This is a genomic window from Flavobacterium sp. (assembly GCF_031409475.1).
Taxonomy (GTDB): Bacteria; Bacteroidota; Bacteroidia; order Flavobacteriales; family Flavobacteriaceae; genus Flavobacterium.
Genome location: NZ_JANNXH010000008.1, coordinates 105,967 through 131,332 on the forward strand (window position 1 = coordinate 105,967; position 25,366 = coordinate 131,332).

22 protein-coding genes are annotated in these 25,366 nt (G+C 32.7%); 10 read left to right on the plus strand and 12 right to left on the minus strand.

Translation table 11 applies throughout. The features are described 5' to 3' along the window. Positions 1–15 precede the first annotated feature (15 nt). Positions 16–4,395, minus strand: coding sequence for a PKD domain-containing protein (locus RMO53_RS01805; protein WP_310377639.1), 4,380 nt, complete (start codon positions 4,393–4,395; stop codon positions 16–18). 218 nt (positions 4,396–4,613) lie between these two features. Here RMO53_RS01805 and RMO53_RS01810 point away from each other — a divergent pair, with 218 nt between their 5' ends. The 5 genes from RMO53_RS01810 to RMO53_RS01830 all read left to right on the plus strand — a co-directional run bounded on the left by RMO53_RS01810 (position 4,614) and on the right by RMO53_RS01830 (position 9,395). Beyond that, positions 4,614–5,468: a S1-like domain-containing RNA-binding protein gene (locus RMO53_RS01810; RefSeq protein ID WP_310377640.1), complete on the plus strand. Its 855-nt coding sequence runs from the start codon at positions 4,614–4,616 to the stop codon at positions 5,466–5,468. Positions 5,469–5,708: 240 nt separating this feature from the next. Next, on the plus strand, positions 5,709–6,590 hold the full coding sequence (locus RMO53_RS01815; RefSeq protein ID WP_310377641.1) for a 1,4-dihydroxy-2-naphthoyl-CoA synthase: 882 nt from the start codon (positions 5,709–5,711) through the stop codon (positions 6,588–6,590). Between the two features lie 76 nt (positions 6,591–6,666). Beyond that, positions 6,667–7,596 (plus strand): 1,4-dihydroxy-2-naphthoate octaprenyltransferase, encoded by a 930-nt coding sequence (gene menA / locus RMO53_RS01820; RefSeq protein WP_310377642.1) that lies wholly within the window; start codon positions 6,667–6,669, stop codon positions 7,594–7,596. A gap of 11 nt (positions 7,597–7,607) precedes the next feature. Continuing rightward, positions 7,608–8,285, plus strand: coding sequence for a metal-dependent hydrolase (locus RMO53_RS01825; RefSeq protein WP_310377643.1), 678 nt, complete (start codon positions 7,608–7,610; stop codon positions 8,283–8,285). A gap of 66 nt (positions 8,286–8,351) precedes the next feature. Next, complete coding sequence (locus RMO53_RS01830; RefSeq protein WP_310377644.1) at positions 8,352–9,395, plus strand: o-succinylbenzoate synthase; 1,044 nt, start codon at positions 8,352–8,354, stop codon at positions 9,393–9,395. Positions 9,396–9,416: 21 nt separating this feature from the next. On the opposite strand, the gene RMO53_RS01835 is transcribed toward RMO53_RS01830, so the two are convergent. The 7 genes from RMO53_RS01835 to RMO53_RS01865 all read right to left on the minus strand — a co-directional run bounded on the left by RMO53_RS01835 (position 9,417) and on the right by RMO53_RS01865 (position 15,760). Continuing rightward, on the minus strand, positions 9,417–9,863 hold the full coding sequence (locus RMO53_RS01835) for a DUF1572 family protein (RefSeq protein ID WP_310377645.1): 447 nt from the start codon (positions 9,861–9,863) through the stop codon (positions 9,417–9,419). Next, a complete protein-coding gene (locus RMO53_RS01840; RefSeq protein ID WP_310377646.1) occupies positions 9,864–10,337 on the minus strand; it encodes a nuclear transport factor 2 family protein in 474 nt (157 codons plus the stop codon). A gap of 45 nt (positions 10,338–10,382) precedes the next feature. Then, positions 10,383–11,066: a peptidoglycan DD-metalloendopeptidase family protein gene (locus tag RMO53_RS01845; RefSeq protein WP_310377647.1), complete on the minus strand. Its 684-nt coding sequence runs from the start codon at positions 11,064–11,066 to the stop codon at positions 10,383–10,385. Between the two features lie 10 nt (positions 11,067–11,076). Continuing rightward, entirely contained in the window at positions 11,077–12,861 is a 1,785-nt protein-coding gene (locus RMO53_RS01850) for a chloride channel protein (RefSeq protein WP_310377648.1), read from the minus strand. Positions 12,862–12,877: 16 nt separating this feature from the next. Next, positions 12,878–14,563, minus strand: a complete 1,686-nt coding sequence (gene ggt, locus RMO53_RS01855) for a gamma-glutamyltransferase (protein WP_310377649.1) — start codon at positions 14,561–14,563, stop codon at positions 12,878–12,880. After that, the gene (locus tag RMO53_RS01860) at positions 14,560–15,144 is read right to left on the minus strand and encodes an acyl carrier protein phosphodiesterase (RefSeq protein ID WP_310377650.1); all 585 of its coding nucleotides are present in this window, start codon (positions 15,142–15,144) and stop codon (positions 14,560–14,562) included. Before RMO53_RS01860 ends, ggt begins: the two co-directional genes overlap by 4 nt. 109 nt (positions 15,145–15,253) lie before the next feature. After that, complete coding sequence (locus RMO53_RS01865; protein WP_310377651.1) at positions 15,254–15,760, minus strand: outer membrane beta-barrel protein; 507 nt, start codon at positions 15,758–15,760, stop codon at positions 15,254–15,256. Between the two features lie 196 nt (positions 15,761–15,956). On the opposite strand from RMO53_RS01865, the gene glmM reads away from it, so the two are divergent. Beyond that, positions 15,957–17,357 carry a phosphoglucosamine mutase gene (gene glmM / locus RMO53_RS01870; RefSeq protein ID WP_310377652.1) on the plus strand — a complete coding sequence of 467 codons (1,401 nt, stop codon included), beginning with the start codon at positions 15,957–15,959 and terminating at the stop codon, positions 17,355–17,357. Positions 17,358–17,440: 83 nt separating this feature from the next. Here the strand turns inward: glmM and RMO53_RS01875 are convergent, their stop codons facing one another. From RMO53_RS01875 to RMO53_RS01885, 3 genes are all read right to left on the minus strand, one after another. After that, positions 17,441–19,978 carry a TonB-dependent receptor gene (locus RMO53_RS01875; protein ID WP_310377653.1) on the minus strand — a complete coding sequence of 846 codons (2,538 nt, stop codon included), beginning with the start codon at positions 19,976–19,978 and terminating at the stop codon, positions 17,441–17,443. Continuing rightward, positions 19,965–20,879, minus strand: coding sequence for a FecR domain-containing protein (locus RMO53_RS01880; RefSeq protein WP_310377654.1), 915 nt, complete (start codon positions 20,877–20,879; stop codon positions 19,965–19,967). Before RMO53_RS01880 ends, RMO53_RS01875 begins: the two co-directional genes overlap by 14 nt. A 61-nt stretch (positions 20,880–20,940) precedes the next feature. Beyond that, entirely contained in the window at positions 20,941–21,456 is a 516-nt protein-coding gene (locus RMO53_RS01885) for an RNA polymerase sigma-70 factor (protein ID WP_310377655.1), read from the minus strand. 257 nt (positions 21,457–21,713) lie between these two features. Between RMO53_RS01885 and RMO53_RS01890 the strand changes: the two genes are divergently transcribed. From RMO53_RS01890 to RMO53_RS01900, 3 genes are all read left to right on the plus strand, one after another. Next, on the plus strand, positions 21,714–22,757 hold the full coding sequence (locus tag RMO53_RS01890) for a hypothetical protein (protein WP_310377656.1): 1,044 nt from the start codon (positions 21,714–21,716) through the stop codon (positions 22,755–22,757). 88 nt (positions 22,758–22,845) lie between these two features. Further along, entirely contained in the window at positions 22,846–23,616 is a 771-nt protein-coding gene (locus RMO53_RS01895; RefSeq protein ID WP_310377657.1) for a membrane metalloprotease, read from the plus strand. Between the two features lie 19 nt (positions 23,617–23,635). After that, positions 23,636–24,217 (plus strand): porin family protein, encoded by a 582-nt coding sequence (locus tag RMO53_RS01900; protein WP_310377658.1) that lies wholly within the window; start codon positions 23,636–23,638, stop codon positions 24,215–24,217. Positions 24,218–24,393: 176 nt separating this feature from the next. Here the strand turns inward: RMO53_RS01900 and RMO53_RS01905 are convergent, their stop codons facing one another. Continuing rightward, complete coding sequence (locus RMO53_RS01905; RefSeq protein WP_310377659.1) at positions 24,394–24,852, minus strand: SET domain-containing protein-lysine N-methyltransferase; 459 nt, start codon at positions 24,850–24,852, stop codon at positions 24,394–24,396. Between RMO53_RS01905 and RMO53_RS01910 the strand changes: the two genes are divergently transcribed. Then, positions 24,834–25,259, plus strand: a complete 426-nt coding sequence (locus RMO53_RS01910) for a hypothetical protein (protein WP_310377660.1) — start codon at positions 24,834–24,836, stop codon at positions 25,257–25,259. The two genes, RMO53_RS01905 and RMO53_RS01910, sit on opposite strands and share 19 nt — an antisense overlap. Positions 25,260–25,366 lie beyond the last annotated feature (107 nt).

Here is a 25,366-nt window from a genome sequence, read left to right on the forward strand (position 1 = left end):
AGTTAGAGGTTACTTTTATTTAATTAATGTGAATGCACCATCTTCAACTATGGTCTGGTTATAAAATGTTTTGGAAGTAAGTTTAAAATGATAATTGCCATTTTCGGCTTCTAAATCCTTTACTTTTCCATTCCATCCACTTATGGTTTCTCCTGTTTCGCTATAAACTAAACTTCCCCAAGTGTCGAAAACGTCTAAAGTCATTTTTGTAAGTCCCAAGAATACGGGTGCAAATGTATCATTGATGCCATCATCATTTGGTGTAAACGCATTTGGCATCATTAAGCTATATCCTTTTTCTATAATTAATGTAACCGTATATTCATATTGGCATGCAAAAGGATATTTAACTATTTGTTTAATTGTATACGTACCTGGTTTTGAATAAATATGTTTTGGGTTTTCTTCATCTGAAAAATTTCCATCTCCAAAATCCCAAGAGATTGTTGTAAAATCTCCTGTGGCTAAATTTGTAAATAAAATGGGGTCGTAAATTGAATATAGTCCGTAAACGTCATTCCCATAAGAACTTGTTGTAAAATTGGCTTTGCCTAAAACAGGTGTTTTGACATTAAAGGAATAATCTGCTTTACAACCAAAACTGTCTGTTACGCTAAAAATAATTAATCCGTTATTTTCGGTATTCATAAACTCATTATTAACTCCACTGATGACTCCATCTGACCAGCTTAAAGTATAGGGTGGAATGCCACCTTTGACATTTCCAACAAATGTTTGACGCACATATTTAGTACTACAATTAAAATCAGTTAGAACCTTAACAGTAGGTGTAAGTTGATCAAAACGTGTTATTTTCCATGTTTCTGATTTTTTACACCCATTAGCATCGGTTACTGTTACGGTGTAATTATCGGGTGTAAGGTTACTTAAATCTTCGGTTATCGCACCGTTTGACCAAGCGTATTTAAACGGAGCAGTTCCGCCTGTTACAACTAAATTGATAACTCCAGTATTAGCATTAAAACAACTTAAAAGGTTTGTGACATCTGCACGTAATTCTAAAAGTATTGGTTCAACAATGATGAAAGTTTCTTTTATTTTGCACAACTTTGCATCTGTAATTGTTACGGAATATTTTCCTGGACCTAAATTATTTCTTTCAATTCCTGCAGTTGAGTTATCGTCCCAAACTAAAGTTACAGGCGATTTACCACCTACAAGGTTTAATCGAATATAGCCATCTTTTTCACCAAAACAGGAAATCTGTTTTACATCTGGATTTATAGTAAAAACAGGAGCGTTATCTATGATTATGGTAAATTCTTTTGGACAACCCAATGAATCTGTGATTGTGATTTTATAAGTTCCAGTAGATAAGTTATTCTGAACAAGACCTGTACCTAGATTGCTCCATTCTACAATATAAGGATTGCCTGTTGCAAAAGGTATTCCACCAGTAATTTTATTTATAATAATAGAAGCACTTGCATAGTTATAACATGAAATTTCCGTTTTGGAATACTCTAATTTTATTTCGTCATTTTGATAAAGCTCCACTTCCAATGTAGCAGTACAGCCAGAATTATCGGTAACTGTCAAATTATAAATTCCCGCGGCTACATTTGTTAGATTTTTACTAGAACTATTGAATCCATTTGGTCCTGTCCAATTATAATTATAATTAAAAACACCCGGTGAAATTTCAGTGGCTCTACCACCAATGGTACTTATAAAAATCTGTCCTGTATAATATCCGTAGCAAAGAATATCAACTTGATTTATGAGATTCACTTCTAATAAAGGCGGCTCTATAATTGTGAACGTTTCTTTAAGGGTATTACAGTTGTTAGCTTCGGTAATGGTCACTTCATAAACTCCGGGTAATAAATTAGCAATATTTCCGGAAGTTGCATAGGGATTTCCATTTTTTGTCCAAACATAATTATACGGTAATGTTCCTCCAGAAATGTTTAATGTAACTTTTCCATCATTTAACCCAAAACAAGATATGTCATTTTTGTATCCTGAAAATTGAAACAAACCCGGTTCGCCAACATAATAGTTTCTCGAAAAAGGGCAATCCCCATTATCGTTAATTATTAAATTATAATTTCCGGGTTCTAGATTAGAAATATCTTCATTAGTACTCGTAAATCCGTTTGGACCAGTCCAAGTGAATGTATATGGTTTTCCGGTTGCAAAAGGAATTCCACCAGTTACAGTTAGGTTAATCGAACCATCATTGGAACCAAAACAAGTGCTATTCTTTATGATATCAATAGCATTTATCAATGGGTTAACTACTACGGTAATTGTAAAATTTGGGCCAGGGCAAACACTTGAAATAGGAGAAACAGTATAAATTACAGTAGCTGGGCTTGTAGTATTATTTGTTAATGTTTGGCTAATGGATGTTCTAGGCGTTGTTTGAGCCGTTGCACCACTCAATGCTCCTGCGGGGATAACGGTTGGTGTTGACCAGATGTAAGTTGTTCCTGCGGGTACATTGTCTATTCCGTTGTTTATTGGCGTAACTTGAAAAGTATCACCGCTACAAATTTTTAATAATTTAGAGGTTATTATAGGTGAAAGAACAACATCAACCGAAAAATTAGCTGTTTTTGTAGTTGTTTCACAACTATTAGTAACACTAAATATTGCTTGATAATTCCCACTCGTTGTATAATTGATCGAACCTGGGTTAAGTAATGTTGACGTTGAAGGCGTACCTCCGGGAAAACTCCATAGATAAGAAATTTCTGTACTTGGTGAACAACTTTCCACCACAGTTCCTACTGGGTTTATTGTCGCTGATTTGCAAAAATCCGAAATGGGACTTAAAGTTGTAACTGGAGGTTTTTTTACTTGAATTGCTTCTACATTCGAGTAATTGTATATGTCACATGAATTTCGTGTTCTTAATCTAATATAATAAGTGCCGGGAGTTATAAAATTAAAAACTGGATTTTTAGATGATGAATTTGTGCCGTTTGCAAAATTCCATTGCGCTGGTCCTTTTCCACAAAATCCATCAAAATAATTCAGCACTTCCCAAAAATAGCTTTCCGCACCACAACCCAAACTCGTATCTGTAGTATTTGTAATTTGAAAATTTGTTGAAGCACAGGCATTTCCATAAGTAAATTTGGGTTGCAATATGGGTTCAACACAAATCGTCCTAGTAAAAGTATTCCCAATTCCGCATGGTGTTTGTGCATTTAATGTAATTTTATAAGTGCCGGGTAATGTATAGACATGACTTGGACTAACGGCTCTTGAAACTGGACTTCCGTCACCAAAATCCCAAGTATATACATTAAAAGTGCTACAATCATTAGTGTAACCAGCAATAGTTGTATTGTTGAAATAAGTATTTGTATTTGCACATACTATACTATTTACATAAAAACTTACAATAGGTATATCTAAAATAACAATTGGACCGGCCGTAAGAAAAGTGCTCCCACACGATGTGCTTATCGTTAAGCTCACAGTATTGCCCGAAGGACAGTTAAATCTTGTAAAAGTATGGGGTATAGGAAAATTTAAGGAAGCTGGTGGATTTGTAGCATTATAAAATGGGGAACTTTCTAATTGAGCTTGGGTATAGTTTTGAACTGTCCCATCACCATAACTAACTTGATAATTTGTATCCGATGGATTGAGTGCCCATGATCCAATTGCAAAATTCATAGGAGCAACTGGAACGCAAAAATTTGTTGTGTTACCTGGAGAAATAAGAGCGCCAATTGGATTATTAGAATTCTTAACTACATAGGTTATTGCATTATTACAGCCACTATTTCCTATTCCTGTTACAACCATATTAAAAGAACCTAATTTCAAATAGCTATGCGTTTTAGGAAATGTGATGTTTGTTTCTATAGTGCCATCTCCCCAATCGATGTTATAAGATGTGATACAAGCTGCTGAATTAGAACTATTGCCTACTTTAATGGTGTAAATAAGATCAGAATTATTGTCACCGCATTTTTCAAAAGGACTACTTGAACCTGAAGGTGCATTTAGGTTTACAAATTTTAAATCTGGTTTTTGTTGTACCGAAATTATTTTTGTTATAGAGTTTATTACTCCATTTGTATCAGTTATGGTTAATTTTACACTAAAACTTTGAAAACCACAGCCAACCGCAGTAAAAGTATGAGTTGGATTACTACTTGTTGAAGCGTTTCCATCTCCAAAATTCCATTGATAAGTAAAAGGAGCATCGCCAGTTACAATAGGTGTAAAAGTCATGGATGTTCCTGAACAAGTTCCATCATTATTGAAATTAAAGTCAACGGTGAGCGGTAAAACAAGGGTTTTAGAATCAGTGATTATTTGTTTAGTATGATTGCTTTTATTGCTTAATCCATAAACTGAAGTCGTAATTATAAATAAAAAAGTTGTGGTAAGAAAAATAATCTTCCTCATATAATGTAATTCATTTATTTAAAGTACAAAAGTATGTGTTTTATTTAAAAAATAATAAAAAGATTACAAATAGGCACGTTTTTTTTGAATTATATTTAATTTAGAAATAGCCGTTAGTGATTCTTAAAGCTATTTTAGTACTTTGTATTTTCTAAATTGTTTCCTAATTTCCTATTTTCAATCTTCGTACCTTTGCGCTTTAGAAAATACAAGAACTAATGATTGAAATAGGAAAATACAATACACTTACCATATTACGTGATACTAAAGTAGGTTTGTTTTTGGGAAATCCCGAGAAAGATCCCGAAGGAATTCACGATATACTGTTGCCCAATAAATACGTTCCAAACGAATGGGAAATAGGAGAGGAAGTTATTGTTTTTGTCTATCTAGACCACGAAGAACGTCCAGTTGCTACAACACTCGAACCGTATATTTTGTTGAATGAATTTGCGCTTTTGCGTGTGAATTATGTCAACCAAGTTGGTGCTTTTATGGATTGGGGAATGGAGAAAGACATTCTCGTTCCGTTCAAAGAACAAGCGAGACCAATGGAAAAAGGCAAGCGTTACTTGGTGTATCTTTATATGGACGAAAAAACCAATCGTTTAGTAGCTTCGAGTAAAACCAATCAGTTTTTGAAAAATGATACTCTAACCGTCGAAAAAGGAGAAGAAGTGGACTTAATCGTTTCGCATATTACGGAACTGGGAATCAATGTCATTATCAACGAGCAACACAAAGGATTGTTGTACAAAGATGAGGTTTATGATGATTCGATTCGAACAGGCGATAGAATGCGTGGTTATATCAAAACCATTCGTCCTGATAATAAAATTGATGTTGCGTTACAAATTCAAGGCTATCAAAGCATTGAGCCCAATGCGGATAAAATTCTAGACGAATTAAGAGCCAGTCGTGGTTTCTTGCGATTGACTGATAATTCGCATCCCGAAGACATAAAAACAGTCTTAAAAATGAGTAAAAAAACCTTCAAGAAAGCTATTGGTGCTTTGTATCGTGAAAAACTAATCGAAATAAAGGAAGACGGAATTTATTTGGTAAAAGAGTAAAAGACTAGTTAGATGTTTTGCCACAGATTAAAAAGATTAAAAGGATTTGAACTTTCTGTTTTTTTTAAATCTGTGAAAATCTTATAAATCTTTGGCTTAAAAAAAGAATTTATTTATTAGTTCACAGTTTAATTTTTTAAAAAATATATAAATTAAGGAAGGCATTTAGCTTTCCTTTTTTTATGAAATTAAAATAAAGCCAATTACTTTTGGCTTAGCCAAAATAGATTAGTATAATGTGTGAAAAATGATTTATTTTTACACTATTATAATTTTAAACCAAATCTAATGAATTGGATTACCGTCAAAGAATACGAAGATATAACGTATAAAAAATGCAATGGCGTTGCCAGAATTGCTTTTAATCGCCCAGATGTGCGCAATGCTTTTCGTCCAAAAACCACATCAGAGTTGTACCAGGCGTTTTATGATGCGCAAGAAGACACTTCTATTGGTGTCGTTTTACTTTCGGCAGAAGGACCAAGTTCTAAAGACGGAATTTATTCTTTCTGTTCTGGTGGCGATCAAAATGCTCGTGGTCATCAAGGTTATGTGGGCGAAGACGGGCAACATCGTTTAAATATTCTCGAAGTGCAACGTCTAATCCGATTTATGCCAAAAGTTGTAATTGCTGTTGTCCCAGGTTGGGCAGTTGGTGGTGGACACAGTTTGCATGTAGTTTGCGATTTGACATTGGCAAGTAAAGAACACGCAATTTTTAAACAAACCGATGCCGATGTAACCAGTTTTGATGGCGGTTATGGATCGGCTTATTTGGCTAAAATGGTAGGACAGAAAAAAGCGCGAGAAATTTTCTTCCTTGGTCGAAATTATTCGGCTCAAGAAGCCATGGATATGGGAATGGTCAATGCTGTTATTCCACACGAAGCTCTAGAAAATACTGCTTTTGAATGGGCACAAGAAATTTTGCAAAAATCACCAACGTCTATTAAAATGCTAAAATTCGCCATGAATCTTACCGATGATGGCATGGTTGGTCAACAAGTTTTTGCTGGTGAAGCCACACGATTAGCCTATATGACCGAAGAAGCTAAAGAAGGTAGGAATGCATTCCTGGAGAAACGAAAACCCAACTTTGGAGAAAATAAATGGTTGCCCTAAATTTGTGGATTCGGTAATTTGGTTATTCGAATAATCAAATAACCGAATAAACACATAGCCAAATAAACCAACAAAAATGAAACATTGGATACAAGCCGCACGATTGCGCACTTTACCACTTTCGGTATCAGGAATTATACTCGGAAGTTTTTACGCTATGTCGCAATCACTGTTCAATTGGAAGATTGTAATTTTTGCACTTTCAACAACATTAGGATTACAAATACTTTCGAATTTTGCGAACGATTATGGCGATGGAGTAAAAGGAACAGATAACGACGATAGAGTTGGTCCAAAACGCGCCATACAAAGCGGTGTTATTTCTCCGCAAGAAATGAAACGCGCCATGATACTTACATCGGTATTAACTATGTTATCGGCTGTTTTGCTGATTTATTTTTCTTTCAAAGAAGATAACTTGGGTTTTTCTTTATTCTTCTTACTACTCGGGTTTTTAGCAATTGCATCTGCAATTCGGTATACTGTTGGTAATTTAGCTTATGGTTATCGCGGTTACGGCGATTTATTTGTGTTTATTTTTTTTGGATTAGTAAGTACAATGGGTATTTATTTTATGTTTGCTAAAACGCTCGAAAACGGTTATTTACTACTATTGCCAGCGACAGCTATTGGGTTTTTGAGTGTGGGTGTTTTGAATCTAAACAATATGCGTGACGAAATCTCTGATAGTAAAGCGGGAAAGAATACTATTGTGGTAAAAATAGGTGGCGAGAAAGCTAAAATATATCATTACTTTTTAGTGATTTCAGCAATGATTTTAGTACTGTTGTTTGCTTTTCTAAACCAGTTTCATTTTGACCAATATATTTTTGTAGTAGCCTATTTTCCTTTAACCAGTCATTTAATTACAGTTTATAAAAACAAAGATTCCAGAACATTAGATCCTGAATTAAAAAAATTAGCGCTAAGTACTTTTCTGCTATCAATATTACTTTCGTTGTGTTTGATTTTCTTCATATCGGATATTTTTTTTAATAATTTTTAAAATTAAAATTTATGAAAATCACTTTTTACGGTCACTCCACATTAGGAATCGAAATTGGCAGAAAGCATTTGCTTGTAGATCCTTTTATTACTGGTAACGAGAAAGCTTCGCATATTGACATTTCAACTTTAAAAGCCGATTACATTCTGATTACACACGCACATTTTGATCATATTCATGATGTTGAAGCTATAGCCAAAAACACCAATGCAGTTATTGTTTCCAATTGGGAAATAGCATCGCATTACGGTAAAAAAGGATTTCAATACCACCAAATGAATCACGGTGGAAGTTGGCAATTTGATTTTGGGAAAGTAAAATTCGTTAATGCAGTACATTCTAGTTCCTTTCCTGATGGTACTTACGGAGGAAATCCAGGCGGTTTTGTTATTGAAGGTGAACATAAAAATATTTATATTGCTGGTGATACCGCGCTCACAATGGACATGAAATTAATTCCTATGTTTACCAAACTCGATGTAGCAATTCTGCCTATTGGCAATACATATACAATGAATATTGACGAAGCTATTATCGCTTCGGATTTTGTGGATTGTGATAAAATTCTAGGTGTGCATTACGATACTTTTGGGTATATCGAAATTAATCATGAGCAAGCCATTCGCCAGTTTTTTGACAAAGGAAAAGACCTTATGTTATTAGCAATTGGCGAAAGTATTGAATTGTAAATCATTGCGAGGAAAGAAACATTGGGATTAACTTCCAACTTCTAACTTCCAACTCCCAACTTCTACTTGAAAGCAACCTATTACAAATACATCCTCAACTTCAAACAACCTTCTGGAACCTCTCGTGGTGTGATGACAGAGAAGGAAACTTGGTTTCTTGTTTTGGAACAAGACGGAAAAAAAGGAATAGGCGAGTGCGGAATTCTTCGTGGTTTGAGTATTGATGACAAACCGGATTATGAGCAAAAATTACAATGGACTTGTGCTAATATTCATCTTGGCAAAACAGTACTTTGGGAAAGCTTAATCGAGTTTCCATCGATACAATTTGGGGTCGAAATGGCGTTCCAATCTTTGGCTAGCGAAAACCCCTTTTTGCTCTTTCCATCTCACTTTACAGCTGGCATAAAATCAATTCCAATAAATGGTTTAGTTTGGATGGGAAATGAAGCATTCATGAAGCAACAAATCGAAGAAAAAATAGCAGATGGGTTTCATTGCATCAAGCTCAAAATTGGCGCAATAGATTTTGATGCGGAACTGCAATTACTCCGTTTTATTAGGCAACATTTCACACCAGAACAAATGGAGATTAGAGTAGATGCTAATGGTGCTTTTGGGTTAAGTTTAGCTTTAGATAAAATTTCACAATTATCTGAATTTAAAATACATAGTATCGAGCAACCCGTTCAAAAAAACAATACTGACACTATGTCAGAGCTGTGTAAAATCACTCCAATTCCTATCGCTCTTGACGAAGAGTTGATAGGTGTGTTTTCAATACAAGAAAAAGAGGAATTATTACAAAAAATACGACCGCAATACATCATTTTAAAACCCAGTTTTATTGGTGGTTTTCGAGGTACAAAAGAATGGATTTCTATTGCTGAAAAGCACCAAATTGGTTGGTGGATTACTTCCGCTTTAGAAAGTAATATTGGTTTAAATGCGATTGCACAATGGACATTTTTACAACACAATTCGATGCCACAAGGATTAGGAACTGGAGCGCTTTATACCAATAATTTTGATTGTCCGCTTGAAGTTTCTCAAGGACAATTGTGGTATAAAAACGATGTGAATTGGGACTTTAGTTTTGATGATTTATAGAAAACAAAAGGTTTGTAAATTTTATTTATCTAACAATCTTCGGTGGTAATTAATTTGACCTAGATGATAATTCAAATGCGTTGCGAGATGGATTAAAAAGAATTCTGTTGTGGTTTTTGTTTCTAAAACGAGCAATGGATATTCCGTTTTTAGCGTTTCTAGGCTTAAATTTGAAAGCGTCTCAATGATTATACTCCTTGTTTCTTCAATTTTTTCAATCAAAACTTTTTTTGGAATATCTTTGGTCGAAAATTCAAGCGCTCTATTTCTTATATAATTTGTATTGCCTAGTGTTGCTCCAATGTAAGTGTTGAGGTTTCCTATTAAATGCAAACAAAGATTTCTTGCTGAATTTGAGATGCTTTTTTCAATATGCCAGATGCAACTTTCGTCTTGATACAATCCGATTTCAGCTTTTAATCTATTGAGATCTCGGTTAAAAAGTGTTTTTAATGCTACTAAACTCATTTATAAGTTGTTTTCTTGGTGTTTTTTTAAAGACAAAAGTGCTTGTTGTTGTATTTTTTTTTGAAAAAAACCAGTCCAACCCAGTAAAAAACCTACAATTCCAAAGGCTTGTTTTGACCATTTCCATAAATCAAATTCATCAGTGTGTTTTATTATCAAACCATCCTGAAAATGAAATTTTGCTTGAATTATATTCACTACTTTTCTATTGGTTTTACTAAAATTGTAAGCGGCAATCCATTCAGCAGAACCTAAATAGTCGTCTGCTTCTACTTTAGAAAATTCAATAGTTATATTTCCTTTACTTTTTTCGATTAGCATTTTCCACATTTCACAAACTTCTTTTCCTTTTAATAATCCAAAAGCGGGATCGCGAAACTGAATGTTTTCATGATAACATTCGCACATTGTTGCTGTATCAGCTTTTGCAAAAGCGGAGTAAAACTTGATGATTGTGTTTTCGTTTTGTGTCATCTAAAATAAAGTTAAAGGTAAAAATAAGGAATTATTTTATGTGAATTAAAACTCATTTATTTTGAGCAATAAATTGGGGTCAGGACAATTTTCTAGATAATAATTTAAATCGACTAAACTACAAACTCCAGGGTAATCGCCCTTATGGTCGCCTATTTTTTTGATGATTTGAAAATGCAAATGTGGTGCATAACCACCGTTTACATTAGCGTTGCCTAAAGTTGCAATTTTATTTCCTTGTTTTACCAAATCTCCAATTTTAATAGTACTAATACTTTCTATAGATAAATGACCGTATAAAGTATAGAAAGTCGTTCCATCTAATAGATGTTCTAATATGATTGTTGGTCCATAATCGCCTGTTCCAATATTGTTTTTAAAACTATGAATTTTACCGTCAACTGCTGCTAATACTGGAGTTCCAGCTTTTAGCCATAAATCTATTCCAATGTGAATGTTACGCTCACAAGTGGAATCATCATTAAAAAGACCACTATGGTTGTATAAAAAACGTTTTTCGTTGTAACCTCCAAAAACAACTTTGGCATCATTTTCCTGAAGTAATTTTTCGATGTATGTTTCAAAAGCTATTGGATTTTTTATATCAATACTTGATAAATCACTGTTCGAAATAGTGAGGTCTAAAGCCACATAATCCTCATAATCAATATTTTGGTCTATAACTTTTATGTTTTTTAAATTTACAAAGCTGTCTACTAATGTTGTCATAGTTACTATTTTAGTCTATTGTCATTGATTTTAGTTTCGTTCTATAAGCTTCGAGCGCGATAGATTTTGATATGAAACCGTAATATATACCGTTTTTGAGTACTGGTAAAAAGGCAACTTTTGATTTTTCGAATTTATTCATCACGATTTCCATACTATCGGTGGGGTAAATTATATCAATTGGTTTGGTCATAATTTCTTTTACAATAGTAAATTTTACCCGATAGGAATTGAAAATAATTTCTCTTATATCATTAAAATGTACTACTCCAAGCAACTGTTTTTCTTTATCTACAACGCCAAAAATGACTTGGTTGGAGTGGGAAATCAAATCTACTAATTTTTCTAAATTTTCATCGGGTGAAACCGTGAGATAATCCGTTTGGATAATTACATTCGTGTCTATTGTAGAAAGTATATTGCTGTCTTTATTGCTAGTGAACGCATGTCCTTTTCTAGCTAAATTTTTTACATCTAAGGAATGTTTTTCAAAACGTTTTGAAATGGCAAAGCTAATCGAGGAAACAATCATAAGCGGAATCATCAAGTTGTAACCGCCAGTTATTTCTGCAATTAAGAAAATTGCTGTTAGCGGTGCATGAAAAACACCGCTTAAAATTCCAGCCATGCCTACTAAAGTAAAATTACTAATAGGTAATTTTGTAAGACCAATAAGGTTTAATGATTTGGAAAAAAAGAAACCAACATAGGAACCTAAAAACAGAGAAGGAGCAAAGTTACCACCATTTCCGCCACTTCCAAGAGTAATGCCTGTTGCAAAAACCTTTAATAACATTGTTAATCCCACAAATAATAATAATGCCCAGCTGTTATTTCTCAACCCACTAAAAAGGGTGTTTTCTAGTAATTTTCCTGGATCATTTTCAGATAAGGTTTTAATACTTTCGTATCCTTCGCCAAAAAGAGTAGGAAAAATATAAATCATTAGAGCTAAAATAATGGAGCCAAATAACGCTTTTTTGTAAGGTTTGAGTTTAAGTCTGGCGAACAATCGTTCCATTCTTTGAAAGTTTCTTGAATAATAAACAGCCATTAATCCTGTAAATAATCCTAGCAAAATATAATAAGGAATGTTATGATAATCAAAGGTTTGTTTTTGATCGAAAGTCAATAAAATGCTTTCGTCTAATGCAATCACAGATACCAATGCGCCTGTTGCTGCAGCAATCATTATTGGTGTAAATGCCGAAATACTTACATCTACAAGCAATACTTCTATAGCGAACAATACACCCGCAATTGGCGCATTAAAGGCAGCCGCAATTCCAGCCGCAACACCACAACCTATGAGTAAGGTTCTGTCTTTGTAGCTTAACTTGTATTTTTGTGCAAAATTAGAACCAAAAGCAGCACCAGTGATTACAATTGGACTTTCTAAACCTGCTGATCCACCTAATCCTACAGTAAGTGAGCTGGTTACAATTTGTGCATACATTTGTTTTTTTGGGATTATGCTTGCTTTTTTTGCAACGGCATACAAAATTTGAGAAGTTCCTTTTTCTATAGTTCCATCTAAAATTTTTTTAACTACAAAAACAGTGAGCAAAATTCCTATTATTGGAAATAAACTATTGATGAATCCTAATTTTAAAATATGCTCTATATAAGTTGCAAAAGTGAAAACCCAATGGGCAAATGTTTTTAAAACAATAACCGCTAACGCAGCTGAAATTCCAACTAAAACACTGGATAAAAATATAAATTGCTTTGGTGTAAGTTTTGATTGCGACCAGACAATTACATTTTCTAAATTAGAAATAATTTTTTTGAACATAATTTAATTTCTAAATTTAATACCCTACAGCTTTGTCATCACCACGATAGTCTGCTCCGCCTTCTAGTTTTCCGTTTGGTAATACTAAAATCGCATCGACTTTGCCTCTTATTGGAGCATTTTTTTCTGAAATAATATAAGATTTTTGTTTTAAATTTTCTAAAATTTTATTCGAAAAACTATCAAACGGATCAAATAAAATTACGTCAGGCAACCATTGATGGTGAAAACGAGGCGCATTTACCGCTTCTTGCATTCCCATTTTAAATTCGGTTACATTTAAAATTGTTTGTAAAACCGATGTAATAATTGTTGAGCCACCAGGCGTTCCAACAACCATAAATAATTTTCCGTTTTTTTCTAAAATTGTGGGCGTCATTGAGCTTAACATTCTTTTACCTGGAGCAATACTGTTTGCTTTTGCACCTATCAGACCATACGAATTTGGAACTCCGGGCTTTACACTAAAATCATCCATCTCGTTATTAAAAAAGAAACCCAATTCCTCCGAATATAATTTGGAACCATAATTTCCATTAAGCGTTGTGGTTACAGAAATTGCATTTCCTTCGGCGTCAATAATTGAATAATGTGTGGTTTCATTGCTTTCTGAAAAGGCAATTTCACCGTGAGAAACAGTGGAAGACAATGTGGCTTTTTCCCAATCAAAAGTTTTCATTCTTTGCTTTATATAATTTTTATTAAGTAATTCATTTTTAGGGATTTTAATAAAATCGGGATCACCTAAAAAATAATTTCTATCGGCATAAGCTCTGCGCTCTGCTTCGGTAATTAACTGTATTGCTTTTTCGCTATTGTGCCCGTATTTTGCTATTGGATATGGCGCTAACATTTTTAAAATTTGTTGCAATGTAATTCCACCACTTGATGGTGGCGCCATTGAAATAACCCTCAAATCTTTGTGCTTAAAGGTAATTGGTTTCCGCCATTTTACAGTATAATTTGCCAAATCTTCCATAGAAATTATGCCACCATTTTTATTGATAAAGGCTACTATTTTTTGTGCCGTTTCTCCTGTATAAAATTCTGCTTTACCGTTTTTCATAATACGAGTTAAAGTTTCTGATAATGCCGGGTATTTTATAGTATCACCTGCTTTATAATTTTTGGAATACATGGTTTCATTTCCGCTTACTTTTCTAATGTCATCAATTGAATTTTGAATGTATTTTTCTTGTTTTAAAGTTACTACAACACCTTTTTTTGCTAATGCGATAACAGGTTTCAAAATATCATCCATAGCTAGTTTTCCGTACTTTTCGTGAACTGCAAAAACACCTGCAATGGTTCCAGGAATTCCTATTGCTAATGCTCCGTTTACGCTTAAATTAGGAATTACATTTCCGTTTTTGTCCAGATACATGTCTTTAGTAGCCAGTATTGGTGCTTTCTCACGATAGTCCAATGAGCCAATTTCGCCATTTGCTTTTCTGAAAATCATAAATCCACCACCACCAATATTTCCTGCAATGGGATAGGAAACTGCCAATGCTAGCTCTGTTGCAACCATAGCATCAAAAGCATTGCCACCCATTTTCATAATTTCTACCCCAATTTGAGAGGCTTCTTCTCGTGCCGAAACTACCATCGCTTTAGAAGTGACTAAACCTGTTTGCGATAAAATTTTGTTAGGAAGTAAATAGAAAATTGTTATGAAAATAAGCTGAACTTTTTTACTCATAAAGTAATTATTTTTTGATTGGTAAATGTAATTAATTCTTCAAAGAAATCAGTAAACTCTTGTTCGAATTCCAAGTAGAATTCTTGAAGTTCTACAATTGCCTCTTGCATATTTGCCCTGTGTTTAGTTCTATAATCCATTTGGAACAAGATCATTTCAATTCCTGCAATGGTTGCATAACTCACGAGCCAATTTCTTTCAATCATATAAGGCATCAGATTTTTAGTTTTTTCTGAAAGTATGTTGTAATTTGTTTCTAGTGATTGATAAAAATTTGCGGTATAATCTTCGAGTCTTTCATTGGAATAATTGTTCCAATTTTTGGCTAAAAAATGATCGTATAAAATGTCCATAATTACACCTGAATAATGCCCGTATTTTTTGTGTAATCTATGTTTACTTTTTCTGTAAATAAGATGTGAGTCAGTAAAAGTATCGATTTGGCGGTGCAATAAAATTCCTTTTTTAACTTCTTCGGGAAAATTAAGATAATCTTTCCCACGAACGCCGTCAGCCATAAAATTGCCAATTTTGATCAAATCGTTGTTGCCAGAAAGATAGATGTGCGCTAGGAAATTCATAAAAATGTAGGTTCAATAAACCAAATGTACAAAGTTTTAGGTTTCTTAATTTGATTTCAAAAAAAAAGTGAACTCTTTGGTTCACTTTTAATTAACCTTTAGAAACATTTTAGAATTTATAAGTGATTCCTGTTCGTATTCCTCCTTTTCCAAGATTAGAATAAATTTCGGTATTTAAACCGAAATTTTTATAAACAAAATAACGTATTCCTACTTGACCACCAATATCAAAACCTTCATTTTTTTGAGAATAATCTGTATTTGTATTTTCGAAATTATAATAAACATTCCCCATGTTTATCCCGGTATAGATATCAAACTTATTTGTGTTTACGCCTAATATTCCGCTCCAATCTTGATTTAATGTTATCAGTATTTCATTTCTGGAATACTTATTAAATGATTTATCAAAATTTGCATGATTAAACATTAATCCTACTGATGCTGACTCTGTAATTTTGTAATCAAATCCAGCATAAATATTTTTTGATTCAAGGAATGTATCAAAAAAAGTTGTTCCTAGATTGAAATTAAATTTCTTTGTAGGTTCAGAACCTTGAGCATTTAAATTAGAAATACTCATCAATAAAATAGTCAATAATACTAATTTTTTCATTTTTTTTTGTTTTAAAATTCATACAAATTAAATCAGTATAGTTGTTAAAAAAATCTCAATTTAAATTAATTAACTATTAATTAACCCTTGTTTCTAATTTCACATAAATATTTCTTAAAAAAAAAATCAACATTTCTGTTTTGCTAATTCCTATCTTTTATATTTGTAATTCTTAAATTTAAAATTAAAAATAACAATGACTTTAATAAAATCAATTTCAGGAATTCGTGGAACTATTGGCGGAAAAGTAGGAGATAATTTAACTCCAGTTGATGCTGTAAAATTTGCTTCGGCTTATGGAACTTTTCTAAAAGAAAGAAGTGGGAAGTTGGAAGATGGAAGAAAATTGAAAGTAGTGATTGGCCGTGATGCTCGAATTTCTGGACCTATGATTCATAATTTAGTAATGAACACATTGTTAGGACTTGGAATTGATGTGATTGATTTGGGATTGTCAACAACGCCAACAGTTGAAATTGCTGTTCCAATGGAAAAAGCAGATGGAGGTATTATTTTAACTGCTTCTCACAATCCAAAACAATGGAACGCCTTAAAGTTATTGAACGAAAAAGGCGAATTTTTGAGTGGTGCCAATGGAGAGGAAATTCTAGAAATTGCCGAAGCCGAAGCATTCGACTTTTCGGAAGTGGATGATTTGGGAGAAATCACCATTAATGATTCCTATATGGATATTCATATTGATGAAGTTTTGGATTTGCCTTTGGTCGATGCAGAAGCGGTTGCCAAACGAAAATTCAAAGTAGTGGTTGATGGAGTAAATTCTACAGGAGGAATTATTATTCCAAATCTTTTGGAACAAATGGGCGTTGAGGTAGTGAAATTATATTGTGAACCTAACGGACATTTCCCGCATAATCCGGAACCTTTAAAAGAACACTTGGGTGATATTTGTAAATTAGTAGTAGAAGAAAAAGCCGATTTTGGTATTGTAGTCGATCCAGATGTTGATAGACTAGCTTTTATTTCGAACGATGGTGAAATGTTTGGAGAAGAATATACACTTGTGGCTTGCGCCGATTATGTGTTGAGCAAAACTCCAGGAAATACGGTTTCGAATATGTCGTCCTCTCGTGCTTTGCGTGATATTACAAATAAACACAACGGAAGTTATCAAGCCAGTGCTGTAGGCGAGGTAAATGTGGTAGAATTAATGAAAAAAACCAATGCCATAATTGGTGGTGAAGGCAATGGAGGAATTATTTATCCAGAGTTGCATTATGGTAGAGATAGCTTGGTAGGTGTTGCATTGTTTTTGACCTATTTGGCAAATCAAGATAAAACCGTTGCAGAATTAAGAGCTTCCTATCCACAATATTTCATGAGTAAAAACAAGATTGAATTAACGCCACAAATTGATGTAGATGCGATATTAGGCGCTATGACTGAGAAATACAAAAATGAAGATTGTACTACAATCGATGGTGTGAAAATTGATTTTGCCGAAAATTGGGTTCATTTACGAAAATCCAATACCGAACCAATTATTCGTATTTACACCGAAGCAAATACACAGGAAAAAGCTGATAAACTTGCACTTAGAATTATTGAAGAGATAAAAACCGTAGCAGGCATTTAAGAGCTTTCTTTTTAAAGTATAAAACCCTTTCATAATTTATTTTAGAAAGGGTTTTTCTTTTTAAAAATTATTTTAAAACAGCATTAAAAATTCACTCTAAAACTGATATTTGGGGTTAAACCAAGTGATTTATTATCTACTTGAATTGTTTTATTAGTGTCGTTTGGATTGACTTTGTAATACTGATTAATACTATTTTCATGATTGGTAGCATTTATTACGCCAGCAGTAAATATAGCTTTAATATTTGGAGAGAGATTGAAACTATAATTTAGTGAAGCGTCTAAACGCATAAAATCATCAAGGTTTTCTTTATTTGGGGTGTCATAATTTACCATTGTACTATTTCCGTTTTGTACGGTTTCATTGCCTTCAACTGGTTTTGTGTACGGCTGACCATTTCTCCAAATACCACCTACTGCAATTTTTAGATTTTTAAATAGATTGTAATAAAAACCCAAAGTTACTGAATGTCTTATATCAACATTATTGGGAAAGGTTGAAGGTGTAAAAGAATCAAATTCATACTCATTTGTACTGAAAGTATAACTTAGCCAAAAACTATATTTATAATCTGTTTTATTGGCTAAAAATTCTAATCCTTTAGCGGTGTAACTTCCATTTGCGTTAGCGTATTGAAAGCTGTTATAAAACCCCTGATTAGAAGCTGTAATTCCATCAACAATTTTATAAAACCCTGTAGCTTCAATATTTAGTTTATTTTGATTGAATTCAACCCCAAACGAACCTTGTTTGCTTGTCGCAATGGGTATGTCTTTATCGGTGACTAAAACCCAACGTCTTTTTTCAACCCCTAAAAAATCATCTTCAAAATCAATAATTTGAGTAGTAGACTGGTTTTTATATTCACCTTCTAGCTTTAAAGCAAATTGATTGGATATTTTTTGTCTGATATTTATTCTAGGTTCAACTATAAGTTTTTCAAATTTTTGGAAATAATTCAAACGCAATCCTAATCTTAAATAGGTGTTTTTTTTATGGTATTCAACTTCTGAAAATAAGGCGTGATTCAATAGAACGTCTTTTTTTGTACTTGTATATTTGGGGTTGTTAACGGTAGTTTGGTTCAACATTCCGGTTTCATTGAATTGATATCCAGCTAAGAGATTTAAATTATCATTTGGTTTATAATTGCTATTAAATTTTATTCCAGTTTCGAGAACTTCATTGGCCTCAGTTAAAAGCTGATCTGTTTCTAATCTGTAATCGGTAGCGTCTATATTGTATTTAGAAAAATATGTAATAAGATTTGTACTTAGTTTAGGTGTCCATTGTCCTTTCCAATTCCCGCCATAGCCAATATTTTTTTGTGATAAATTGCTAATTTTAGATTCGGTTTCATTTGAGTTTATAGTATGGAGTTCTGAATAATCTAAAGCGTTATTGATTCCAATAATAGTAGCTCTAAATTGATGATTTTCATTTATATCATAAAGTAGTTTTGCGGTATAATCATAAAAGTAAAAATCTGAAGAAGTATCCTTCTGGTCACTATTTGTATTGATTTCACTATCCTGAAAACTTCTTTCAAAATAGTTGGTATAGGTAGGAGATTGATATAAATCGGTAATGGAACGACGTCCTGAAATATGAAGTTCTAATTTTTTTGTTATCGGAATTTCTAAAAAGGCATCCGAACTGATTAGATTAATTCCCGCTCCACCAGAAAAGACATTGGTAACATTGTCTTTGGTTTGCATATTAATTGTGCTCGAAACGCCATCACTATATTCAGCACTTGTTCCGTTTTTGCTAACGATTACTTTGTTCGTGAGATTGGGATTGTAAGCAGAAATTAATCCAAAGAAATGGCCAGAGTGATACATTTTGATATTATCCCAAAGCACTAAATTTTGATCATTTGTTCCGCCCCGAACATTAATATTTGCGATGCTCTCATTGGTGCTTTCAACACCGGGTAACGCCTGAATAGATTGTAAAATGTCGGGTTCAATTAGTCCAGGAAGTATGCCAAATTTTTTTGTGTTTAAAACGGTACTTCCATCTAAATATTTTTGTAATCCAGGGGTTAAATAGATGTTGATTAACACCTGATTTAACTCTTCGTTTTTAGTTGTAAGAATTATTTCTTTGCAATTATTTTGCGCTGAAAACAATTCATAAACCGCTATTTGTTTGGATTCAAATCCCAGATAGGATAAGCTTATTGTGAAGTTTAAAGGGATGTTTTCGAATGTAAACTGGCCGTTTTTATCAGTAAGAGTACTTTTTTCAGTTCCATTTACAAGTACAGAAGCACCAATTAGAGGTGTTTTATTTTCATCGGATAAAACAATGCCACAAACTGAAATTGTTTTGTTTATCACCGAAACGGTAACATATCGATTGTCTAAGGCTTTGAAATTTAATAGGGTTTTCGAGTTGAGATAATCTATTGTTTGTTGTAAAGTGAGGTTAGCATTGGGTTTTTCAATTGTAATGGCAGCAACATCTTCAACAGCATACGAAAATTTTATATTAAATTGTTTTTCAATGGAAACAATAACTTCTGTAAGTGCCAATTTTTTAGCCGTATTTTGTCCATAACAAATACTTCCTAAAAAGAGTAGCAAAAAAATGATTCCTTTATTTAACGCCATAATTGTATAAAATGACGATTTTTTCTTGAATTCTAAAACTTAATTGAAGTGGAATTGTAACGGCTTGTAGCGCTATTTCCTTATTTGTATTGGTAAAACTTCCCGTAAATAGTTTGGATGTATTTACACCCTCCGTTTTAATTTTTATATTATATTGACGTTCCAGTTCTGCGATTACCTGATCTAGCGGAATGCTATTAAAACTCGATTCATTTTCGATCCAAGAAGGGTTTTTGGCATTATAATCTTCTACATTTTCAATTATTCCATTGATAACTCTAAACGTTTTTCCTTGTGTTAGTTTGATGGTTTTGTTGTCGATAGTTACACTCACTAGACCTTCGTAACAATGAACTTCAAAATAGTTTTTACGCTCTTTTATATTAAATTGTGTTCCCAAAACTTTTACAATTCCAGAATTTGAGTATACGCTAAAAGTTTGTCCTTTTTGTACTTTAAAATAAGCTTCTCCATCTAATTTTAACTCTCTTTTATCTGACCATTTTCGTTCGTTAAAAGATAATTTTGAAGTAGCGTTTAATATCACTTCTGAGTTGTCCGGAAGCAAAACTGTTTTTGTTTGTGCAATTTGAGTTTCAAATGATGTGGTGCCATTGAAATATAAAAAATAGGCTGTGGTGAGCAACACAACAAAAACAGCAGCTATTTTATACAATGGTTTTAGGTCAAAAGTTCTAACTTTAGATTTCTTTTTAGATTGGTTTTGGGCATAAAAAGCATCCAAAGCAGCTTGGACATCTACTTCTGGAGCCTCTAATTGTGATGCGTAATGGGCAATTTTTTCAAGTGTTTTAGAATTTTCAGATTGTTTCAAATCATCTATTTCTTCACTTGTAAGCTCATTGTTTAGCCATTTTAATATTTCTTTTTCATTTTTCATTTTATATCTCTATGTTAATAAGACAACTAACTTTATAATTACCCTACAGTTCAATAACTAATTATAGGTTCTCTATTTGAGCTTTTAAAATCTTTAATGCTCCAGACATTCTTTTTTCGACTGTTTTTTGAGAAATGTCCAGCAAATCAGCAATTTCTCTGTATTTTTTTCCATCGATTCGATTTAATAAAAACACTTGACGTTGTACTTCACTCAAAGAATCAATTGCTTTAGTCAGTTTTTGTTTGAATTCTTCTTCTTCTAATAAATATTCGGGACTTTGATTGTTGGTGTCTAAATTAGGAGCGTCTTTAGCATACTTCAAAACCACTTTTTGATGCTTGATGCTGTTTAGAAATAAATTATTAATGCTGGTAAACAAATAAGTTTTGACTTTAGTAAGGTCAATTTTGGAGCAATTCTCCCATATTTTAGTAAAAGCATCTTGGACTAAATCGAGTGCGGCATAACTATCCCCACATTTATAATAAGCAAAATTTGTTGCAGATTGAACCTGTTTTAGGTAAAAATTCCTAAAGTGATTTTCGTCGCAAAGGTTTTTGTTTTCGTCGCTCATTTAGAATTAATTCGTTTTTTGTAAGTTGTAAAAGTAGAATATTTTTACAAATTGCAATTAGAATAATAATATTTGCATTATTTAAAAAATATTTTATTCATAATTAATTGGTATTTAACATGTTGTGAATTATATTTTAAATTTTCACGTTTTTTTTTAATTTTCAGTAGGGAAAAAATAAAGTGGGTTGTCTTACTACCAGAAAGGCGTTAAAAAACATCGCTTGTAAATATAAAAAAAACATTAAATTTGAAATTATGAGAAAATTAAAAATTATTACAGGAATTGCATTGATGACTATCTTAGGTTTTACATCATGCCAAAGTGAAATTGATAACATTGAAGGAGATAATCCAAATACAAATTCTGCTAACTCAACCACAACTACTAATCTGAAACGTGCTTCGATGTTCGATGGTTCATCTGATGATTTTTTAGATGGAGCATCATGTTCTTCAATCATATTACCAGCAGTGGCTAAAGTTAATGGTGTTCAGGTCTCTATTCTAACGCAATTAAATTACCAACAAGTAATTTCAATTTTGGGACAATCAAATACGAATCCGGATACTGTTGTGCTTCAATTTCCTCTAAGAGTGAAATTAAGTAATTATACTGAGGTAACGGTGAATAACCAAAGCGAGTATAATGCAATTCTAAATGCTTGTTCATCAGCTCAAAGTGGTAGTCAAGATGCTGTTTCTACATTAGACATCAGTTTTCCAATAACAATTTTAACGTATAATTCGACTTTAGTTCAAATAGGAAGTATTGTTATTACATCCAAACAGCAATTGTATGCATATATGTCTAATGTAAGCAGTACTGAATTTTATTCTGTAAAATACCCAATTTCGACTACAATTGAAGGAGAGTCAAAATCAATGATATATAGCGATGCACAGTTTCAATCGACAATAGATGCAGCAATTAAGGTAAAAGCAGCAAAAGCAGCCGCGGAAGAAAATTCTAAAAAATTAGAAATAATTTTGGTTAATGGAAAGTTCAAAGTAGATTCATTTATAAGTGCAGGAGTGAACTCGGCTACAAATTATAAAGAGTATACCTTGGATTTTGCTAATAATTTAGCTGTAACTGCCGTTACTGTTTTAAATACAACTGTAAACGGAACTTATGCTGTTAGCTCTGAAATAGATGTTTTACTAAAACTCAATTTTACAGGAAATGCATCGTTTATTTTATTGAACAATACCTGGAAAGTAACCAGTTTTACTTCATCAACAATAACAATGCAAAGTTCCACTAATGGTGCTGTTTCCTTAGTGTTAAAACAAATTTAGATTATAATTTGGCATACATTTTTTAGAACAGTTACGTATTTTAAGTAACTGTTCTTGAAACTGAATTGATAATAAAATTAAAACAAAAATGAAAAAAATAATTGTATTTATAACATTGGGTTTGTTCTTATTTGTGTCCTGTACCAAAGACGATGCGGCTACTTCTGGAGATAGTATAAATCCGAATACAAATAAACAATCAACAGGAAGTTCGTCTAATGATTTATTGTCGGACAAAAAGTTTACTAGCATGGTTGTAGAAGTAGTCTATGTTCAAGGTTTTGAACCCTCTACTAATGCTATTAATAATTTTGTGGCTTTTCTAACTGCGAGAACATATAAACCAAACGGAATAAGTATTGTAAAAAGAGCCATTCCATCTACTGGGAAAGCAACTTTTACCAATGCAGAAATAACAGAAATTGAAGATGCAAACAGAACAAAATTTAATACTTCAAATCAAATTGCTGTTTGGTTATTTTTTACTGATGGGAAATCTTCAAGCAACACCAGTACTTCAGTTGTCTTGGGTACAGCTTACAGAAATACCTCTATGGTCATTTATGAGCAAACAGTTCATGGTTTGAGCGACAGTCCTTTTGAACCGAATAGAAGCGTATTAGAAACTACTATTATTAACCATGAATTTGGGCATATTTTAGGACTTACCAACTTAGGGACAGCTTTGCAAAGTAGTCACGAAGACACTGAACATCCAAAACATTGTAATGTAGAAAGTTGCTTAATGTACTGGTCATCCGAAACCGGTCATGGTATTGGTAATATGGTTTCTAGTGGTTCGGCTCCACAATTGGATGCGCAATGTCTTGCTGATCTTCGTGCAAATGGCGGAAAATAATTTATTAAAAAAATGAAATATGAAAAAGTTAAATCTAATAATAGCTTTGTTTTTGGGAATGGTATTCTCAATAAGCGCACAAGTAAATAGTACACATAAATCGAATGTGGGTATAAAAGGTGGTTATAATCTGGCTTCAGTTAATTTTAATGGCGAAGGAGAAACTGAACAACGTCATAGCTTTCATATCGGGTTATATGGGGAAGAATTTCTGAGTGATAGCTTTTCAATTCAACCGGAGCTGCTGTATTCGCAACAAGGTTATGTAATTACAAATAGTAGCGGAACGTTTACTCAAAAATTGAATTATATTAATTTGCCTTTAATGCTAAAAGCATATCCTTCTAAAAATTTATTTTTAGAAGCTGGCCCGCAAATAGGATTGGCCATTACGCACAAAGAGGAATATGAAGGACTTTTTAATAGTTCACAAGAATATTATCCTAGTAATTTTGATTGGGGAGTAAACTTAGGTGGTGGACTTAAAACAGATTCTGGTATTAGTTTTGAGGTGCGTTATCATTTAGGTTTAGGCGATTTATATGATAATAGCAAAGCAAACAACCGAGTTTGGCAGTTTTCTATTGGTATTGATTTATAAAATAAAAACAAAATTATTAAAACGTTTCTAGTTCAGAAACGTTTTTTTTTGTCTCATCTTTTGATTTTTATTTTAAATTACGAGTCCTGCAAGGTTTTTTTTATGGCTAAAACTTGAATTTTTTAACATAAATACTTATGATTTAATAAAAAAATGTATATTTAAATCTTTTTAGATCAAACCTCTGGTTTATTAATCCAGTTTTCGATAGTATGACCAGAATCATTAGATCCTAAATAATTAATGGTGATTTCTTGGTGCATTGCGATAGGTTGAATCGCTTCAAAAATCATAAGTTCTTTATCATTATCGTAGTAATAAACTGCATTATGTTCATCAGCATGATTGTACAAAGAACCGTAACCAAGTGCAATGCCAGTATATTCATGTTCTTCATCTATCATAAAAGCATAGTAATTGAGTAACATGTGTTTACGAACAGTCATTTCCTGTAACTTCATTTTTATTACAGGGCATTCCTCAAAAATGGTTCCTGATCTAATGTTTTTTTGAGCAAAAACACCACGACCATGAATTGGAGAAACGGCTACATAAATAAAATTAGTAGGTTTAGTAACAAATAAATTATTTTTATCACTTTTAAAACTTTTAAAATATGAAAAAATCGATTGCATTCCTTGGAGCATTATTATTTGGTTCAGTAACTTTTGCGCAAGTTAACAAAAATGACACTATAAATAAAACAGGCAGTCGGAAAGTATCTGCTGAAGATTTGAAAAAGTTACCACCAGAAACCGAAACGACTGAAAAAAGTTCTATTTATATGAAAATAAGTGACATCAAAGGAGAACGTGGAATAAGTACAGAAAAACATTCTTCTGATGCTTCGGCTGGAACAGGTTCTAAAATTAAAGGTTCGGTTACTCAAAAAATGAATGTAAGCGAGAGCGCTAAGACCACTGAAAAACAGCATTACACTATTAAAATGAATAATGCTGCAAAAGTTGCAAATGATTCTGTCGCACCAAAAACGAAATCTACTGATATCCACCTGAAAATGCCAAATAAGAAAAAAGAGTAAAAAATGAGGTAACAATTTTAAAAGTAAATTGATATACTGTTGTATTCGTTCTTTAAGAGATTTAGAAGTCACCAAAATTTAAAAATAAATTTAAAAAGGGTAACAAT

Excerpts from the sequence above, each read along its gene's own strand:
- RMO53_RS01805 (WP_310377639.1), bottom strand. The coding sequence starts at position 4,395 with ATGAGGAAGATTATTTTTCTTACCACAACTTTTTTATTTATAATTACG.
- RMO53_RS01810 (WP_310377640.1), top strand. The coding sequence starts at position 4,614 with ATGATTGAAATAGGAAAATACAATACACTTACCATATTACGTGATACT.
- menA (WP_310377642.1), top strand. The coding sequence starts at position 6,667 with ATGAAACATTGGATACAAGCCGCACGATTGCGCACTTTACCACTTTCG.
- RMO53_RS01825 (WP_310377643.1), top strand. The coding sequence starts at position 7,608 with ATGAAAATCACTTTTTACGGTCACTCCACATTAGGAATCGAAATTGGC.
- RMO53_RS01835 (WP_310377645.1), bottom strand. The coding sequence starts at position 9,863 with ATGAGTTTAGTAGCATTAAAAACACTTTTTAACCGAGATCTCAATAGA.
- RMO53_RS01840 (WP_310377646.1), bottom strand. The coding sequence starts at position 10,337 with ATGACACAAAACGAAAACACAATCATCAAGTTTTACTCCGCTTTTGCA.
- RMO53_RS01845 (WP_310377647.1), bottom strand. The coding sequence starts at position 11,066 with ATGACAACATTAGTAGACAGCTTTGTAAATTTAAAAAACATAAAAGTT.
- RMO53_RS01850 (WP_310377648.1), bottom strand. The coding sequence starts at position 12,861 with ATGTTCAAAAAAATTATTTCTAATTTAGAAAATGTAATTGTCTGGTCG.
- ggt (WP_310377649.1), bottom strand. The coding sequence starts at position 14,563 with ATGAGTAAAAAAGTTCAGCTTATTTTCATAACAATTTTCTATTTACTT.
- RMO53_RS01860 (WP_310377650.1), bottom strand. The coding sequence starts at position 15,144 with ATGAATTTCCTAGCGCACATCTATCTTTCTGGCAACAACGATTTGATC.
- RMO53_RS01865 (WP_310377651.1), bottom strand. The coding sequence starts at position 15,760 with ATGAAAAAATTAGTATTATTGACTATTTTATTGATGAGTATTTCTAAT.
- glmM (WP_310377652.1), top strand. The coding sequence starts at position 15,957 with ATGACTTTAATAAAATCAATTTCAGGAATTCGTGGAACTATTGGCGGA.
- RMO53_RS01875 (WP_310377653.1), bottom strand. The coding sequence starts at position 19,978 with ATGGCGTTAAATAAAGGAATCATTTTTTTGCTACTCTTTTTAGGAAGT.
- RMO53_RS01880 (WP_310377654.1), bottom strand. The coding sequence starts at position 20,879 with ATGAAAAATGAAAAAGAAATATTAAAATGGCTAAACAATGAGCTTACA.
- RMO53_RS01885 (WP_310377655.1), bottom strand. The coding sequence starts at position 21,456 with ATGAGCGACGAAAACAAAAACCTTTGCGACGAAAATCACTTTAGGAAT.
- RMO53_RS01890 (WP_310377656.1), top strand. The coding sequence starts at position 21,714 with ATGAGAAAATTAAAAATTATTACAGGAATTGCATTGATGACTATCTTA.
- RMO53_RS01895 (WP_310377657.1), top strand. The coding sequence starts at position 22,846 with ATGAAAAAAATAATTGTATTTATAACATTGGGTTTGTTCTTATTTGTG.
- RMO53_RS01900 (WP_310377658.1), top strand. The coding sequence starts at position 23,636 with ATGAAAAAGTTAAATCTAATAATAGCTTTGTTTTTGGGAATGGTATTC.
- RMO53_RS01910 (WP_310377660.1), top strand. The coding sequence starts at position 24,834 with ATGAAAAAATCGATTGCATTCCTTGGAGCATTATTATTTGGTTCAGTA.
- RMO53_RS01905 (WP_310377659.1), bottom strand. The coding sequence starts at position 24,852 with ATGCAATCGATTTTTTCATATTTTAAAAGTTTTAAAAGTGATAAAAAT.